12 protein-coding genes, 1 tRNA gene, 1 other RNA gene and 1 pseudogene are annotated in these 15196 nt (G+C 71.3%); 7 read left to right on the plus strand and 8 right to left on the minus strand.

The window, feature by feature from the left end; translation table 11 throughout:
- Position 1: 1 nt before the first annotated feature.
- Positions 2–982, minus strand: coding sequence for an asparaginase (locus tag H9L22_RS17575; RefSeq protein WP_187721007.1), 981 nt, complete (start codon positions 980–982; stop codon positions 2–4).
- A gap of 73 nt (positions 983–1055) precedes the next feature.
- Between H9L22_RS17575 and ffs the strand changes: the two genes are divergently transcribed.
- From ffs to H9L22_RS17605, 6 genes are all read left to right on the plus strand, one after another.
- An RNA gene (ffs, locus tag H9L22_RS17580) (signal recognition particle sRNA small type) lies at positions 1056–1152 on the plus strand.
- A gap of 116 nt (positions 1153–1268) precedes the next feature.
- Positions 1269–3500, plus strand: coding sequence for a DNA polymerase III subunit gamma and tau (locus tag H9L22_RS17585; RefSeq protein ID WP_187722766.1), 2232 nt, complete (start codon positions 1269–1271; stop codon positions 3498–3500).
- Between the two features lie 51 nt (positions 3501–3551).
- Positions 3552–3875 (plus strand): YbaB/EbfC family nucleoid-associated protein, encoded by a 324-nt coding sequence (locus H9L22_RS17590; RefSeq protein ID WP_187721008.1) that lies wholly within the window; start codon positions 3552–3554, stop codon positions 3873–3875.
- Positions 3876–3882: 7 nt separating this feature from the next.
- On the plus strand, positions 3883–4545 hold the full coding sequence (gene recR / locus H9L22_RS17595) for a recombination mediator RecR (RefSeq protein WP_187721009.1): 663 nt from the start codon (positions 3883–3885) through the stop codon (positions 4543–4545).
- Position 4546: 1 nt separating this feature from the next.
- The gene (locus H9L22_RS17600) at positions 4547–4936 is read left to right on the plus strand and encodes a VOC family protein (protein ID WP_344676894.1); all 390 of its coding nucleotides are present in this window, start codon (positions 4547–4549) and stop codon (positions 4934–4936) included.
- 118 nt (positions 4937–5054) lie between these two features.
- Positions 5055–7886 (plus strand): cation-translocating P-type ATPase, encoded by a 2832-nt coding sequence (locus H9L22_RS17605; protein ID WP_187721011.1) that lies wholly within the window; start codon positions 5055–5057, stop codon positions 7884–7886.
- Here H9L22_RS17605 and H9L22_RS17610 read toward each other — a convergent pair.
- The 6 genes and pseudogenes from H9L22_RS17610 to H9L22_RS17630 all read right to left on the minus strand — a co-directional run bounded on the left by H9L22_RS17610 (position 7861) and on the right by H9L22_RS17630 (position 13941).
- Entirely contained in the window at positions 7861–8907 is a 1047-nt protein-coding gene (locus H9L22_RS17610) for a Gfo/Idh/MocA family protein (protein WP_187721012.1), read from the minus strand. The genes H9L22_RS17605 and H9L22_RS17610 overlap by 26 nt on opposite strands.
- A gap of 54 nt (positions 8908–8961) precedes the next feature.
- The gene (locus tag H9L22_RS20685; RefSeq protein ID WP_406707840.1) at positions 8962–9483 is read right to left on the minus strand and encodes an amidohydrolase family protein; all 522 of its coding nucleotides are present in this window, start codon (positions 9481–9483) and stop codon (positions 8962–8964) included.
- A gap of 28 nt (positions 9484–9511) precedes the next feature.
- Positions 9512–10423 (minus strand): annotated as a pseudogene (locus H9L22_RS20690) (amidohydrolase family protein); the annotation flags it as partial.
- On the minus strand, positions 10420–11601 hold the full coding sequence (locus H9L22_RS17620; protein WP_187721013.1) for an MFS transporter: 1182 nt from the start codon (positions 11599–11601) through the stop codon (positions 10420–10422). The pseudogene H9L22_RS20690 and the gene H9L22_RS17620, both read right to left, overlap by 4 nt.
- Before the next feature lie 21 nt (positions 11602–11622).
- Positions 11623–12048, minus strand: a complete 426-nt coding sequence (locus H9L22_RS19305) for a glutaredoxin domain-containing protein (RefSeq protein WP_226965974.1) — start codon at positions 12046–12048, stop codon at positions 11623–11625.
- Positions 12049–12057: 9 nt separating this feature from the next.
- Positions 12058–13941 carry a phosphoenolpyruvate carboxykinase (GTP) gene (locus H9L22_RS17630; protein WP_187721014.1) on the minus strand — a complete coding sequence of 628 codons (1884 nt, stop codon included), beginning with the start codon at positions 13939–13941 and terminating at the stop codon, positions 12058–12060.
- A 385-nt stretch (positions 13942–14326) separates the two neighbouring features.
- Here H9L22_RS17630 and H9L22_RS17635 point away from each other — a divergent pair, with 385 nt between their 5' ends.
- Positions 14327–14707: a hypothetical protein gene (locus H9L22_RS17635; RefSeq protein ID WP_187721015.1), complete on the plus strand. Its 381-nt coding sequence runs from the start codon at positions 14327–14329 to the stop codon at positions 14705–14707.
- 389 nt (positions 14708–15096) lie between these two features.
- Here H9L22_RS17635 and H9L22_RS17640 read toward each other — a convergent pair.
- Positions 15097–15173, minus strand: a tRNA-Pro gene (locus H9L22_RS17640).
- Between the last annotated feature and the right edge of the window lie 23 nt (positions 15174–15196).

The raw sequence follows: 15196 nt of genomic DNA on the forward strand, positions 1-15196 counted from the left end.
ATCAGACGCGCAGAACTGCCAGCGCGGCGTCCAGTTCCGGCGTCGTCTCCGTGTTCCCGACCACGGCTCCGTGGCCCAGGACAGGGAAGGGATCCAGCGCCGTCAGCGCCGCGGTGCCGTGGCCCAGCGCCGTCAGGACGGCCACCAGCACGGGGACCGCCGCCCGGTAGGCGCCGTCGGAGATCTTGATGACGATGCCGGTGCCGTCGGCGAGGCCCGCGGCCAGCGTGCCCTCGGCCCCCAGCTTGCAGATCAGGCCCGGCACCTCGCGGTGGAACACCAACTCGTCGCGACGCGTGCCGGAGGCGTATTCGGGGTGGTCGCGGAAGGCGTCGGCGACCGCGCGGGCCGGTCCGTCGGTCGCCGCGGCGACCCTCCCGAACGCCCGGGCCAGCCCGGTGACAGTGACGGCGAACGCGGGCGCACCACAGCCGTCCACGACCGGCTCGCCGATCGTCTCTCCGGCGAACTCCCCGAGAAGACGGCGCGCGCCGGCCTGCAGCGGATGGGCGGGTTCCCGGTAATCGTGGATGCTCCAGCCCGCGCGCACGCAGGTGCGAAGCATCCCGGCGTGCTTGCCGGAGCAGTTCTGCGTCAGGGCCTCGGCGACGCCACCGCCGGCGAGCCAGGCGTCGCGGGCCTGCGCGTCGTAGGGGAGGGCCGGCGTGTTCTGGAGGGCGTCGAGCCCCAGACCTGCGCCGGACAGGATCGACCGGACCGCCTCGAGATGGAACGGCTCCCCGGAGTGGGAGGCGCCGACCAGTGCCAGTTCGGCGCCCACGACGTCCAATCCGACGCCGACCATCGCGACGGCCTGCAGCGGCTTGATGGCCGAGCGGGGGAGGAAGGGTGTGCCGACGTCGCCGAGGGCCAGAGCGGCCGTCCCGTCCGGACGGGTCACGGCGAGACAGCCGTGGTGCACAGCCTCGAGGTAGCCGCCGCGCCGGACCTGCGCGACCGCCGGATCCAGCGCGTCAACCATGCGCCTGACCCTACTGTCCACAGTCCGACCGCCGCACACGGGCGGCCTCTGGGCGGATGCGCTAGAGTGGGCGTCAGGTTCCTCGCGCGGCGGGATCTCGCCCAACTCCCCCAGGGTCGGAAGGCAGCAAGGGTAAGTGAGCTCTTCCGGGTGCGCGAGGGGCCCTTTTTCTTGCTCGCGAAGTGGCAGAGCGCTGGCCTAGGGTGGTGACGTGGACGAGAACGAGGACGAGTACGCGCTGATCGACGAGTCGGCCTTTGGCGCGGATCAGCCGGGCTTCGAGCCGATGGACGGACCGGGGCTGTTCGACGATTTCCTGGAAGAGCCCGCCCCCGTCGCCGCGGCCGCACCGGCACCCCTCATCGAGGCCGCCGACGAGCCGGAGCCCGATCTGCTGGAGCTCGCGGAGCCGGAGCCCGTCGTCGAACCTGACCCGGTGGCGGCACCCGCAGCAGCACCGCTGCCGCCCGCAGCCCCCGCGAAGAAGCAGCCGCAGCGCACCGACGCCGCCCCGTTGGCTCTCTACCGTCGCTACCGCCCCGACACGTTCGCCGACGTCATCGGGCAGGAGCACGTCACCGTCCCGCTCCAGCGCGCGCTGTCGAACAACCGGGTCAACCACGCCTACCTGTTCTCCGGCCCCCGTGGCTGCGGTAAGACCACCTCGGCCCGCATCCTCGCCCGCTGCCTCAACTGTGAGCAGGGACCGACGCCCACGCCGTGCGGCGTGTGCGACTCCTGCGTCGACCTGGCCCGCGGCGGCCCCGGCTCCATCGACGTCATCGAGATCGACGCGGCCTCGCACGGCGGTGTCGACGACGCGCGCGACCTGCGTGAGCGGGCCTACTTCGCCCCCGTCGCGAGCCGCTACAAGATCTACATCATCGACGAGGCCCACATGGTCACGCCGCAGGGCTTCAACGCCCTGCTGAAGCTGGTCGAGGAGCCCCCGCCCCACACCAAGTTCATCTTCGCCACCACCGAGCCGGAGAAGGTCATCGGGACCATCCGCTCGCGCACCCACCACTACCCGTTCCGGCTCGTGCCGCCGCGGGTGCTCGGTGACTACCTCGCCGACATCTGCGAGGCGGAGGGCGTCACCATCGACCACGCCTCCCTCCCGCTCGTGGTCCGTGCGGGTGGCGGCTCGGTCCGTGACTCGCTGTCGGTGCTCGACCAGCTGCTGGGTGGCGCGGCGGAGACTGGCGTCAGCTACGACCAGGCCGCGGCCCTGCTCGGCTACACGCCCGACACGTTGCTCGATGACATCATGGACGCCTTCGCCGCCGGCGACGCGGCAGCCGTGTTCCGCACCATCGACCGGGTCGTCGAGATCGGCCAGGATCCCCGTCGCTTCGCCGAGGACCTGCTCCGCCGACTGCGCGACCTCGTCATCCTCGCCGCCGTCCCGGAGGCAGCCACCAACGGCATGCTCGACGTCGCCGCCGACCAGGCCCAGCGGCTGCAGACGCAGATCGCGGGCATGGGGGCCGGGGAACTGACCCGCGCCGCCGAGGTGATCGCCACCGGCCTCACCGACATGCGCGGCACGACGGCACCCCGTCTCCACCTCGAACTGATGTGCGCCCGCGTGCTGCTCCCCGGCGCCGACACCGACGAGCGCGGTCTGCACGCCCGCATGGACCGGCTCGAGCGTCGCGTCGGCATGATGGGGGACGCGCCGGCCACGCCAGCGGCCCCGATCGCTCACGCCCACGCCGCCGCCCCGGCACCTGCCGCGCAGCCGCCGGCCGCCGCACAGCCGCCGGCCGCCGCACAGCCGCCGGCCGCCGTGCAGCGCCCCGCCCAGCCTGCGCCGCCTGTCGCAACCGAGAAGCCCACGGCTGCGCCGGAACCAGCCCCCGCGCCGACGCAGCAGCGCCCGGCCGGTCAGGCTCCCCAGCAGCGGCCCGCCGGACAGGCGCCTCAACAGCGGCCCGCCGGGGCCCCGCCCGCCGGCGTGCCCACGCCCGCACCGGCCCAGACGGCGGCTCCCGCCGCCGCGGCGTCGAAGCAGGGTCTCGCCGCCGCCAGGCTGACCGCCGAGGAACTGCGTCGCGTCTGGCCCCGCGTCCTCGACGAGGTCAAACGTCGCCGCCGCTTCACGCACATGCTGCTGACCCAGCACGCGCAGGTCGTCGACGTCGCCGATGGCCTCCTGACCCTCGGCTTCTCCGCCGCGGGACCGCGGGAGAACTTCGGCAGCGGCGGCAGCCAGGACGTGCTGGCCGACGCGCTGATCGAGGTCATCGGCGTCGAGCTCCGGATCCAGGCGGTGCTTGCCTCGGGTGAACCGGACGCGGCGCCCGTGGCGCAGCAGCGACCGACCGGAACGCCGGTGCCCCAGGCCGCCCCGGAACCCGAGCGCCGTGCGGCCCCGCCGCCCCCGCCCATGGAGGAGGAGACGGAGGTCTCCGTCGACGATGAGGTGCTCGACGCCGTCCACAACGCCGAAGAGCTGCTGAGCAGCACCTTCGGTGCCGAGGTCATCGCCGTCCGCGACGCGGACCAGCCCTGACAGACCCAGCGCCTAGACTTGGCCCCTACACCCACAACCCAGGAGTGACACATGTTCGGTGATTTCGATCTGGACGCCCTGATGCGTCAGGCGCAGCAGATGCAGGCCGACCTGGAGCGCGCCCAGCGGGAGGTCTCGGAGATGTCCTTCACCGGCGAGGCCGGCGGGGATCTCGTGTCCGTGACCCTCAGCGGCCAGGGAGACCTGACCGCCGTCACCATTAAGCCTGAGGCGGTCGACCCGGACGACACCGAGACGCTGGGTGACCTGATCATCGCCGCCTACCGGGCAGCGAAGGCGCAGGCCGACCAGGCCATGGCGAGCGCGATGCCCGCCATCCCCGACATGCCCGGCATCCCCGGCCTGGGGGGCTGACCCTCCCGTGTACGAAGGCCCGATCCAGGACCTCATCGACGAGCTGAGCCGGCTGCCCGGCATCGGCCCGCGGGGCGCCTCGCGCATCGCGTTCTACCTGCTCGACGCACCCGATGAGGAGGTGTTCGCGCTCGCCGACACGCTCCGGCGGATGAAGGAGGCCGCGCGTTTCTGCGAGGTGTGTTTCAACATCTCGCAGGAGGAACGCTGCCGCGTCTGCCGCGACCCGCGCCGCGACCCGGCGGTGCTGTGCGTCGTCGAGGAGTCGAAGGACGTCGTCGCGATCGAACGGACCAACGAGTTCCGCGGGCTCTACCACGTGCTCGGCGGGTCGATCTCGCCGATCGACGGCCGCGGCCCGGCCGACCTGCACACACGCGAGCTGTTCACGCGGCTCGCGGACGGTGTCGTCCAGGAGGTCATCCTGGCGACGGATCCGGACACGCAGGGCGAAGCCACCGCTGCCTACCTGAGCCGGATGCTGCGTGACTTCGGTGTTCGCGTCACCCGGCCGGCCAGCGGCCTGCCGGTCGGCGGCGACATCGAGTACGCCGATCAGGTCACCCTCGGCCGTGCCTTCGAGGGCCGCCGAGAGATGTTCGAGGCGCAGCCCACGCCCCGACCGGAGGGATCCGTCGTTCCCCCTGTGACGGTGGGTTCCGGCGCCTAGTGTGTCCCCACCGGGCCCGGAGGGGACCCGGGTCCGAAAGGGGTGCCAGTCGATCTTCGGCGGTGAGCTCACCGCCATGACGTTCGGCGAGGCCTCGGGAGGCGCGGCCTTTCCCGGCTCCGACAAGGTGATGCACTCGTCGCTCGTCACGGCCTGGGGCGACCTCATCTTCGTGGCCGACACGATGCCCGAGATGAACCATCAGCCCGGCGACACCGTCGCCGTCTCCCTCTCCGGTCCTGACGAGGCGCTCGACACCCAGTTCCGGGCACTGGCCGACGGCGGGCAGGTCCACGTCCCCTACGAGAAGCAGATGTGGGGCGACGTGTACGGGCAGGTGCGTGACCGGTTCGGGGTGCTCTGGCACGTCAACCGCACAGCCGAGCAGTGACCAGCCTCCCGCTCGCTTCGCCCTAGGGCGGGTGTCACGTCCTGCCCCAGCGCTTTGGTGCTGTGGCTAGCATCGATGACACCACATCTACCGAGACCAGCCACGTCACGAGGACAGCATGGAAGCGACAGCAACCGTCCACCAGGATCCCACCCTGACGGAAGCCGAGGAGGTGGCCCGCGGAGCAGGCGTCGATCCGGACCGCGGCCTGACGTCGCAGGAGGCGGCGGCGCGACTCGCCGAGCACGGCCCCAACGAACTCACCGCCTCCGAGCAGGAGCCGGCCTGGCGCCGGTTTCTGCGCCAGTTCGCCGATCCGCTGATCTACCTCCTGCTCGCAGCCATCGCCATCTCGCTGGTGGCCTGGATCGCCGAGGGCGCCACCGGCGTCCCGATCGACGCGCTGGTGATCATCGTCATCGTGCTCGCCAACGCCATCCTCGGCTTCGTGCAGGAGAACAAGGCCGCCGACGCGGTCGCGGCACTGGCCGACATGACGGCGACCAGAGCCCATGTCCTGCGCGACGGCAGGCTGACGGAGGTGCCGTCGTCCGAGCTGGTCCCGGGCGACATCCTCGCGCTGGGGGAGGGCGACGCCGTCGGCGCAGACGCCCGCCTGCTGACCGCCTCGGCGCTGCGGGTCCAGGAGTCCTCGCTGACCGGTGAGTCGGAGGCCGTCGAGAAGTCCCCGGCGGCTCTGCCCGGGGAGGTTCCGCTGGGGGACCGGCGCAACATGGTCTACAAGGGAACGGCGGTGGCCCGTGGGGTGGGTCGTGCCGTCGTCACCGCCACCGGCATGGGCACGGAGATGGGACGCATCGCGACCCTCCTCGAGCGGACCGAGGATGAGCCGTCGCCGCTGCAGACCGAGATCGCCAAGATCTCCAAGATGCTCGGCCTGCTCGTCATCGCCATCGCGATCGTCGTGATGGGGGCGTTGGCGATCATCAACGGCGTCAGCAGCCTCAGCGAGGCCGTCGAGATCCTGCTTATGGGCGTCTCGCTCGCCGTGGCCGCCGTCCCCGAGGGGCTGCCCGCGATCCTCTCGCTGGTGCTCGCCATCGGGGTCCAGGCCATGGCGAAGCGCAACGCCGTCATGAAGAACCTGCACTCGGTGGAGACCCTCGGCGCCGTCTCCGTCATCTGCTCCGACAAGACCGGCACCCTGACCCGCAACGAGATGACGTTGAAGGAGGTCGTCACCGCCTCCGGCCGGGTGCGGCTCTCCGGCATCGGATACGCCCCTGTCGGCGACGTCGAGCTGGACGGCGACCCCGGCTCCGTCGCCTTCGAGGCCCGACGGGTGCTGGCGGCCGGCTCGCTGGCCAACAACGCCCAGTTGAGCCGCAACGAGGGTGTCTGGGAGATCCAGGGCGATCCGACCGAGGCCGCCTTCCTCGTCGCTCAGCACAAGCTGGAGGGGACGGCGGAACGGGTCCGCGGCTACGTCCGTGGCGGCGAGGCGCCGTTCGACTCGGACCGCAAGCTGATGTCGGTCCTCGGCCGCCACGCAGCGGAGGACCTGACAAGGGTCTTCACCAAGGGGGCCCCGGACATCCTGCTCGAGCGCTGCGTCGCGGAGCAGGTCGGCGAGACCACCCGTGAACTCACGGACGCCCGCCGTGACGAGCTGGCCGCCGTCGTGGAGGAGCTCAGCCGGAAGGGGTACCGCACCCTCGGCGTCGCCTGGCGCGAGGCCGAGTCCGACGATCTCGACGACTTCGACGAGGCAGCCGAGCACGATCTCGTGTACGCCGGCGTCGTCGCGATCATCGACCCGCCGCGCGAGGAGGCCGCGCAGGCCATCGCCGAGGCCCACCGCGCCGGCATCAAGACGGTCATGATCACCGGCGACCACCCGGTCACCGCCGCACGCATCGCCGCCGACCTCGGCATCACCTCGCCGGGCGACTCGGCCTCCGCCGTCACGGGTCGGGAGATCGAGAAGCTGGACGACGCCGGGCTGCAGGAACTGGTGCGGACGACCTCGGTCTACGCCCGCGTGTCGCCGGAGCACAAGCTCCGCATCGTTGACGCGCTGCAGGCCAACCAGCTGATCGTGTCGATGACCGGCGACGGCGTCAACGACGCTCCCGCGCTGAAGACGGCCGACATCGGCGTGGCCATGGGCATCACGGGGACGGAGGTGACCAAGGAGGCCGCCGAGATGATCCTCGGCGACGACAACTACTCCACGATCGTCGCCGCCGTCCGCCAGGGCCGCGTCATCTTCGACAACATCAAGAAGTTCATCCGCTTCCTGCTCAGCTCGAACATGGGCGAGGTCGCCACCGTGTTCCTCGGGGTCGTCCTCGGGTCCTTCATCGGGCTGGCCGACCCCGGCAACCCCGGCGCCACCGTCGTCCCGCTGCTGGCCACCCAGATCCTCTGGATCAACCTGATCACCGACTCCGGCCCGGCGCTGGCGATGGGTGTCGACCCCGAGATCGATGACGTCATGGCACGCAGGCCCCGGGGCTACAGCGACAGGATCATCGACCGGCACATGTGGGCCAGGATCATCGCCATCGGCGCGGTCATGGGCATCGTCAACCTGATCATCTTCGACCTGTGCCTCCCCGGCGGCCTGTTCGGCGGGCTCGAGGCGCTGGCCGGGCCCGAGCAGCAGCTCGCCGTCGCCCGGACCACCGTGTTCACCGCGCTCGTCTTCATGCAGCTGTTCAACGCCCTGAACTCCCGCTCCGACTACGGCAGCGCGTTCAGCCACCTGTTCACCAACCGCTGGCTCTGGGGGTCCTTCGCCCTGGCGATCGTGCTCCAGGTGCTGGTCGTCGAGGTGCCGTTCCTGCAGGACGCGTTCGGCACGGCCCCGCTCGACATCGCCCACTGGGCGCTGGCGATCGGTGCAGGGGTGGCGGTGATGGCCTTCGAGGAGGTCTCGAAGGCCATCCGCCGCGCGCTGGCTAGAGGGTCTCGCCCGGCAGCGTGACCCCGGTCTGCCGGCGCAGCTCGTCCATCGTCTCCAGGACGGCGATCGTGTCCGCCCACGGCATGAGCTCGGACTCCTGCCGTCCCTCCGCCACCAGGGTGGCGAGGGCCGCGACCTCGAAGGCCAGACCCTGATGGCCCTCGATCGGGGGCAGGTCGGTGGTGAGGACGTCGCCGTCACGGGTGATGACGCGCAGCTGCTGGGGTGCATAGAACGCGCCCGGGATCTCGACGCGGGCCTTCGACCCGGACACGAACGCCGTCGTCGGGGTCTTGGCAGCCAGCGTGGTGTTGATCAGCGCATGCGCGGTGGGGGTGGCCTCGTAGCCGGACAGGACGGCGGACACCTGACGATCGACGCCGGTGATCGTCTTCGTGCCGGCCGACTTCACCGAACTCGGTGCGCCGAGCACGAAGTGGGCGAAGGAGACGGGGTAGACGCCGAGGTCGAGCATGGCGCCGCCGGCGAGCTCCGGGTCGAAGAGCCTGCCGGTCGGTACGGGCTCGAAGTACTGGCCGTGGTCGGCGAAGACGGCCTCGACATCGCCCAGGGCGCCGTCGGCCAGGAGCTGGCGCAGCACGTCGATGTGGGGAAGGAACCGGGTCCACATGGCCTCGACGACCGCCACGCCCGACGCCCGCGCGGCGTCGAAGACGCGGCTCGCCTCCGCGGCGTTGCGCGTGAACGCCTTCTCGACCAGCACGTGCTTGCCGGCCTCGATGGCGAGCAGGGCGTTGGCGCAGTGCTCACTGTGCGGGGTGGCGATGTGGATGGCGTCGACGTCGGGGTCGGCCACCAACTGCTCGTAGGAGCCGTAGCCGCGGGCCGCGCCATGGCGGTCGGCGAACTCCTGGGCACGCTCCACCGAACGGGATCCGACGGCAACGAGCTTCTGGCGTGTGTGGTGGGCGACCGCGTCGAAGAGACGGTCGGCGATCCAGCCGGTACCCAGCACACCCCAGCGCAGCGGCGGGGCGTCCATCGGATCGGCGGTTCTGGGGGAGGGCAACGTCATCGTCATGGCTCCATTGAAGCCCTCCGGACGCCGTGTCCGCGACCGTGCCCGCCATGCGGTTCAGGCGCCGGACGTGATCCGTCCTGCGCAGAGGGTCAGGCGGGTCGTCATGTCACGCAGCCGGGCAGCCTGCTCGGCGCTCGGGCCGGCGGCCAGGGGGTCGTCGCCCAGGAGGACCAGGTCGGCCGCGGCCCCCTCGATGATGCGGCCGCCGTCGACGGAGGCGCGCAGCGCCTGCAGCGGGGTCAGCGACTCTGCGGGGGTGAGCGCGAACCCACCCGGGTCGCCGCGGTGGACGGCGGCAGCGATGGCGAGCCACGGGTCGGCGGGGGCCACCGGCGCATCCGACCCCAGCACCACGTCGGCACCGCTGGCGAGCAGGGAACCGGCGAGGAACAGGCGGTCGGTCCGGTCGCCCCACAGGGTTTCGGCCGTGGTGCGGTCGTCGAGCAGGTGGGCCGGCTGCATGCTGGCCACCAGCCCAACGCGGCGAAGCGGGGGACGTCCGCGCGGCGCAGGAGCTGGGCGTGTTCGACGCTGCCCAGGCGCCGGTGGTGGCGAACGCGTCCAGCGCGGCTGCATTGGCCCGGTCGCCGATTGCGTGGACGGCGACGGCGAGGCCGCCGTCGGCGCTGCGGCGCAGCAGGGCGGTCAGCTCAGCGGCTGTCAGGTTGGGGGCGCCGTGTCTACCGTCGCCGAGGTACGGCTCGCAGCACCAGGCGGTGCGCGTCGACATGGAGCCGTCGCTGATCACCTTCAGCGGCCCCATCGTGGCGAGGCCGTCGCCGCCCGGCAGGGGGGCCCCGGTGCGGAGCCCTGCCGCGAGGACGTCGTCGAGCTGATGCGGGTAGACGGCGGTACGGACCCGGAGGGTCTTCAGCCCGGCGGCGATGCGGCGCGGCCAGTCGAGGTGGGCGTCGGTGAACTCGAAGTCGACGATGCCCGTCACGCCACGGGAGGCGAGGGTCGCCGCGGTGGCTGCCTCGGCGGCCGGGGCCGGTTGGCTGCCCGGCAGGGAACCGAGGCGGCCCATGATCGGGAACCAGTCGTCCTCTTCGAGCGGGCCGCTGCGCGGCGCCAGGCCGAACGCCCGCAGGGCGGCGCTGTTGAGCCACCCGTTGTGCGCATCGCCGGAGATCAGGACTGTCACCCGGTCCCCGGTGACGGCATCCAGCTCGACGACGGTGCCGGTGCGGGCCCAGCCGGCGGAGCGGTAGCCGAACCCGATCAGGGGCCCCGCAGCCGGCGGGGCGACGGCGACGCGTGCCGCGACAGCCTCCGGCCCCGGCAGCCCGGCGACATCCAGCCAGGTGCTGGAGCGGACGAGCTGACCGAAGTGGAGGTGCTTGTCCCACAGCCCGGGGATCAGCCAGCCGCCACGACCGTCGAGGATACGCTCGCCGGCCGCCTCCAGGTCGGGGCCCACCTCGACGATCACGCCGTCGCGGATCCGCACGTCGGCGGGCGGGGACCCACCGCGGTCCAGGTCGACGACGCGGGCGCCGCGGAGCAGGAACGTCATCGGGCCGGCCGGTCGCGCGGCGGGGCGAGCGCAGGGGAGGTGGCGAGCGCCAGGACCACCGCGATCGGGATGAGGATCAGCGCCCACCGGATTCCCGCCTGCTGGCCGACCAGTCCGATGAGGGCGGGGCCGGCGAGGAAGCCGATCCGCATCAGCCAGGTCACGAAGGTCAGCCCGTTGCCGTGCGCCATGCCAGGCAGCTCGTCGGCGGCGTGCATCGCCATCGGGATGGCGGTCGCGATGCCCCAGCCGGCGCACGCGAACGCGAGGATCGTCAGCCACGGCGAGGGGAAGGCGATCGCGAGCCCCATGGCGAGGCCCGCGACGGCGACGCCCTGCGCCACGGCGGCGCGGGCGCCGATCCGGTTGGTGAGTGAGTCGCCCGTGAACCGTCCGATCATCTGGGCGCCCTGCAGGCCGACGAAGGCCATGCCGGCCACGAACGGAGAGGAGCCGAACAGCTGCTCCATGTAGACCGCGCCCCACGAGGCGCCGGACTCCTCGATGAGGCCGACGGAGGCGCCGAGCAGCCCCAGCGCGATCAGCCGGGGGAGCCAGCGCAGGGGGATGCCGCGCCCGGCGGGGGCGGCATCGTCGGCGGCGGGAACGGTGTCGGCGCCGGGGAGCATCAAGGTGCGCGTGTACAAGGCAACTGCGGTGTAGGCGGCCAGGGTGACGAGCGCCTGGATGCCGATGGGCAGCCCCAGCTCGCCGGCGATGGCGCCGAGAAGCCCGCCACAGACGGCGCCGACGGACCACCAGCCGTGGAACCCGTTGAGGATCGAGCGGCCGAGCAGCCGCTGGACGCGCAGGCCGTGCGCGTTCATGGAGATGTCCATCAGCGCGTCGAGCGCCGACATGAGCAGCAGCCCGATGGCGAACACCGTCCAGTGCGGCGCGTTGGCGTAGATGTTGAGGACGGCCGCGCTCAGGATGCCGGTGACGACGGCGACGTTGGCGGAGGCGAAACGGCGGATGAGCCGCGCGGTGAACAGGCCTGCGATCAGGCCGCCGATCGGGCCCAGCCCGACAACGAGACCCCAGGACAGCTCGTCCAGCCCCAGCGCCGCTTTGAGCTCCGGGTAGCGGGGGACCAGCGAGGAGAAACCGACGCCGTTCAGCCAGAACAGCAGGGTGACGCCCCAGCGGGCACGCAGGACGGCGCGGTCGGTGGCCATGGGGCCTCCTCGGAGACTGGGTCAGGCGGCCAGTGCGGTCTTGACGAGCGCCGGGTCGGGGTTGGTGTGCGGCACATCGTCGATGACGACGGTGGGGACGACCTCGTTGCCCCCGTTGACGCTGCGCACGAACGCGGCCGCCTCGTCATCCTGCCAGATGTTGATCCACTGCGCGCCGCGGCCCTGACGGCCCAGTGCACCTCGGAGCCGCTGGCAGAACATGCAGCCGGGACGCCAGTAGATGACCACGCGGCGGTCCTCGGCCGGGAGGGCCATGACGGCGGCCATCTTCTTCGACTTCCCGTGGGACAAGGGGCTCAGCCACCAGGCCAAGAGGACGACGCAGGCGATCACGAGGCCGACCTGGAGGGTCAGGCGGCCTCCGCCGGAGGAGTAGGCGACCAGCCCGCCGCCGATCAGGACAAGGAGCCACGTCCACCGCTGCATGGTCCGAGGCTAGTCGATGTGCACCCCCTCGGTCTGCTGGCCGCTGAGCGCCGTCTCGAGTTGGAGCAGTTCGTCGACCAGGCCGCGGGGCAGCCGCCAGCCGAAGGTGTCGAACCAGCGGCCGATGCGCGGCACCTCGTCGCGCCACTCCGCCTCCTGGAACGACGTGACCTCGGCCAGGTCAGCGTCGGTGATGTCGAGCCCGTCGACGTCGAGCGCCCCCGGGGCCGGGAGATGGCCGATGGGCGTCTCGACCGCGTCGCCTCCGCCGTCGATCCTCTCGGCGATCCACTTCAGCACGCGGCTGTTCTCCCCGAACCCGGGCCACATGAACCGGCCGTCGGCGTCGCGGCGGAACCAGTTGACGTAGAAGATCGAGGGCAACTTGTCCGCCTCAGCGCGTTCCCCGAGATCCAGCCAGTGTTGTACGTAGTCGGCGACGTGGTAGCCGATGAACGGCAGCATCGCCATCGGGTCGCGCCGGAGCACGCCGACCGCGCCGCGGGCGGCCGCCGTCGACTCTGAGGAGCAGGTCGCCCCCATGAACACGCCGTGGCGCCAGTCGCGCGACTGGGTCACGAGCGGGACGGTGTTCTCGCGGCGCCCGCCGAAGATGATGGCGTCGAGCGGAACGCCCCGCGGGTCGTCGTACTCGGCCGCGAGCGTCGGAGCCTGGTGGATCGGCGTGCAGAAGCGGCTGTTGGGATGGGCGGCCTTCTCACCGGGACGCCCGCCGACAGGGCCCGTCTCGGCATTCCACAGCCGACCCTTCCAGTCGGTGAGCGGGCCCGGCGGCGTCGCCGTCATACCCTCCCACCAGACGCCGCCGTCGGCGGTTTCGGCCACGTTGGTGAAGATGGAGTTGCCGATCTCGATGGCGCGCATGGCGTTGGGGTTGGTGGAGTGGCTGGTGCCGGGGGCGACGCCGAAGAAGCCGGTCTCCGGATTGGTCGCGTACAGCCGTCCGTCGTCACCGAAGCGAAGCCAGGCGATGTCGTCGCCGATCGTCTCCACCTTCCAGCCGGGGATGGTGGGTTCGAGCATCGCCAGGTTCGTCTTCCCGCAGGCGGACGGGAACGCGGCGGCCATGTGGTAGCTGCGGCCCTCGGGCGAGGTGAGCTTGATGATGAGCATGTGCTCGGCCAGCCACCCCTCGTCACGGGCCATCACGGAGGCGATGCGCAGGGCGTAACACTTCTTCCCGAGCAGCGAGTTGCCGCCGTAGCCGGAGCCGTACGACCAGACCATGCGCTCGTCGGGGAAGTGGACGATGTACTTGATGTCGCTGCACGGCCAGGGCACGTCGGCCCTGCTGTCCGTGAGGGGCATGCCGACGGAGTGCAGGCAGGGCACGAAGTCGACGCCGGTCGCCAGCGCCGCCGTCACCTCGGCGCCCATCCGGGTCATCACGCCCATCGACATCGCGACGTAGGCGGAATCGGTGACCTCCACACCGAACTTCGGATCGTCGGCCTCCAGATGCCCCATGCAGAACGGCACCACGTACATGGTGCGGCCTTCCATGGAGCCGTCGTAGAGGCCCGTCAGGATCCTCTTCATCTGGTCGGGATCCATCCAGTTGTTGGTGGGGCCGGCGTGACGTTCGTCGCGCGAACAGATGAACGTCTGGTCCTCGACGCGGGCGACGTCGTCCGGGTCGGTGCGGGCCAGGAACGAGTTCGGCAGGATGTCGTCGTTGAGGCGGATCAGCGTGCCAGCGTCGAGCAGCCGTTGCGCGAGCAGGGCCTGCTCCTCCGGGGAACCGTCGCAGTAGTGGATCGCGGCCGGTCGGCAGAGCGCCACCACCTCCGCCAGCCAGTTCAGCAGCTTCTCGTTGGTGGGCAGGGTGCCCTGCAGGGGCAGGTCCCGCAGGATCGACAGGTCGGACGCCATGACATCTCCTCGCGCGCGTCGTCGTTGAGCGGCTATGCAGCCACACTAGCCACGCCCGGGCCCGACGTGGGTGGCCGGAGCAAGTTGCGCAGGGTCGCCCTGCCCGGGTGCGAAGTGGGCGACCGGGGCGATGCGGATGTCGTCCCTGCCCGGGGTGAGGTGGCGGGCGGGGCGAGTTGCCGGTATCGCCGGGTAGGCTCGGCGCGTGCGGAACCTCTTGACCACTGTTGCTGTCCTCGGCGCGTTGTTCGGGCTGTCGGCGTGCACGGGCGCCACGGCACCTGATCCCTCCGGCACGCCCAGCACGCCCTCGTCCACCCCGAGTGCACACGGGGGGTCGGCAGAACCGGTCCCGTCGGGCGAATCGCCGACCCTGCTACCTCCGGTGGAGCAGCCGGTTCCCCAGGGCGGCCCATGGGACGCAGTGGGGGTCACCGTTACGTCAGCGGCGGAGATCGACGCGGTCGCCGCCGTGCCTGATTCGTTCCGGACCTTCCTGCGCAGCCGGGTCGGGGTGGAGGACGAGGCGGGCTGCACCGTCACGTCGATCACGATCAAGGCCTCCCACGCGGACGGCTACGTCTTCGGTGCCGAGGACTCTGACTGCGGGGACAGCCAGGTCGTCTGGGGCATCACCGAGAACCAGTGGCACTACGTGGTCGTGTTCCTCGAGCCGATGCCCTGCTCGGATCTGACCCAGAACTCGGTGCCGACAGGAACTCCCGGCCTGCGGTGCACGGACAACGGCGAGGCCCGGGACTACTGAGTCGCCGTTGTTTCGCTGCCGATCTGCGCGGTGAGCCAGCCCTCGGCGGGCCGGAACAGCTTACTGCGGCGCCTCGGGGGATGCTGGAGCCTGCCCCAGGTAGGCGGTCCAGCCGACCTGGTTGGAGCGGTTGTCCCACAGAAAGTGCCTGATGCCGTCAAAATCACGGTCGGCGGCGGTGTGGTCCTGAGGGAGAGGGGGATCCGTGCGTGCATAAATCTGGCGCTCGCGTGCATTGTGCTGGCTCAGGCCGCCGGTATGGCGATATGCACACAGCCGCGGCTCAGCGGAGATTCGTGCACATCGAGGGGCGTGGGGAAGGGCTGAGGCAGAACAGGAAACAGCCCGGATCTGCATGCAGATCCGGGCTGTTCCGATGTCTTGCGACATGGTCGGGGTGACAGGATTTGAACCTGCGGCCTCGTCGTCCCGAACGACGCGCGCTACCAAGCTGCGCCACACCCCGATGGCCCTTCGGCCAACGGAAAT

The sequence above is a fragment of the Tessaracoccus defluvii genome (assembly GCF_014489575.1).
In the GTDB taxonomy this organism is placed as follows: domain Bacteria; phylum Actinomycetota; class Actinomycetes; order Propionibacteriales; family Propionibacteriaceae; genus Arachnia; species Arachnia defluvii.

What these genes read in the sequence shown, in the direction of transcription:
- H9L22_RS17620 (WP_187721013.1), bottom strand. Translation starts at nt 11,601, where the DNA reads ATGGCCACCGACCGCGCCGTCCTGCGTGCCCGCTGGGGCGTCACCCTG.
- H9L22_RS17575 (WP_187721007.1), bottom strand. Translation starts at nt 982, where the DNA reads ATGGTTGACGCGCTGGATCCGGCGGTCGCGCAGGTCCGGCGCGGCGGC.
- H9L22_RS19305 (WP_226965974.1), bottom strand. Translation starts at nt 12,048, where the DNA reads ATGCAGCGGTGGACGTGGCTCCTTGTCCTGATCGGCGGCGGGCTGGTC.
- H9L22_RS17590 (WP_187721008.1), top strand. Translation starts at nt 3,552, where the DNA reads ATGTTCGGTGATTTCGATCTGGACGCCCTGATGCGTCAGGCGCAGCAG.
- H9L22_RS17605 (WP_187721011.1), top strand. Translation starts at nt 5,055, where the DNA reads ATGGAAGCGACAGCAACCGTCCACCAGGATCCCACCCTGACGGAAGCC.
- H9L22_RS17610 (WP_187721012.1), bottom strand. Translation starts at nt 8,907, where the DNA reads ATGACGATGACGTTGCCCTCCCCCAGAACCGCCGATCCGATGGACGCC.
- H9L22_RS17630 (WP_187721014.1), bottom strand. Translation starts at nt 13,941, where the DNA reads ATGGCGTCCGACCTGTCGATCCTGCGGGACCTGCCCCTGCAGGGCACC.
- H9L22_RS17585 (WP_187722766.1), top strand. Translation starts at nt 1,269, where the DNA reads ATGGACGGACCGGGGCTGTTCGACGATTTCCTGGAAGAGCCCGCCCCC.
- H9L22_RS20685 (WP_406707840.1), bottom strand. Translation starts at nt 9,483, where the DNA reads ATGCAGCCGCGCTGGACGCGTTCGCCACCACCGGCGCCTGGGCAGCGT.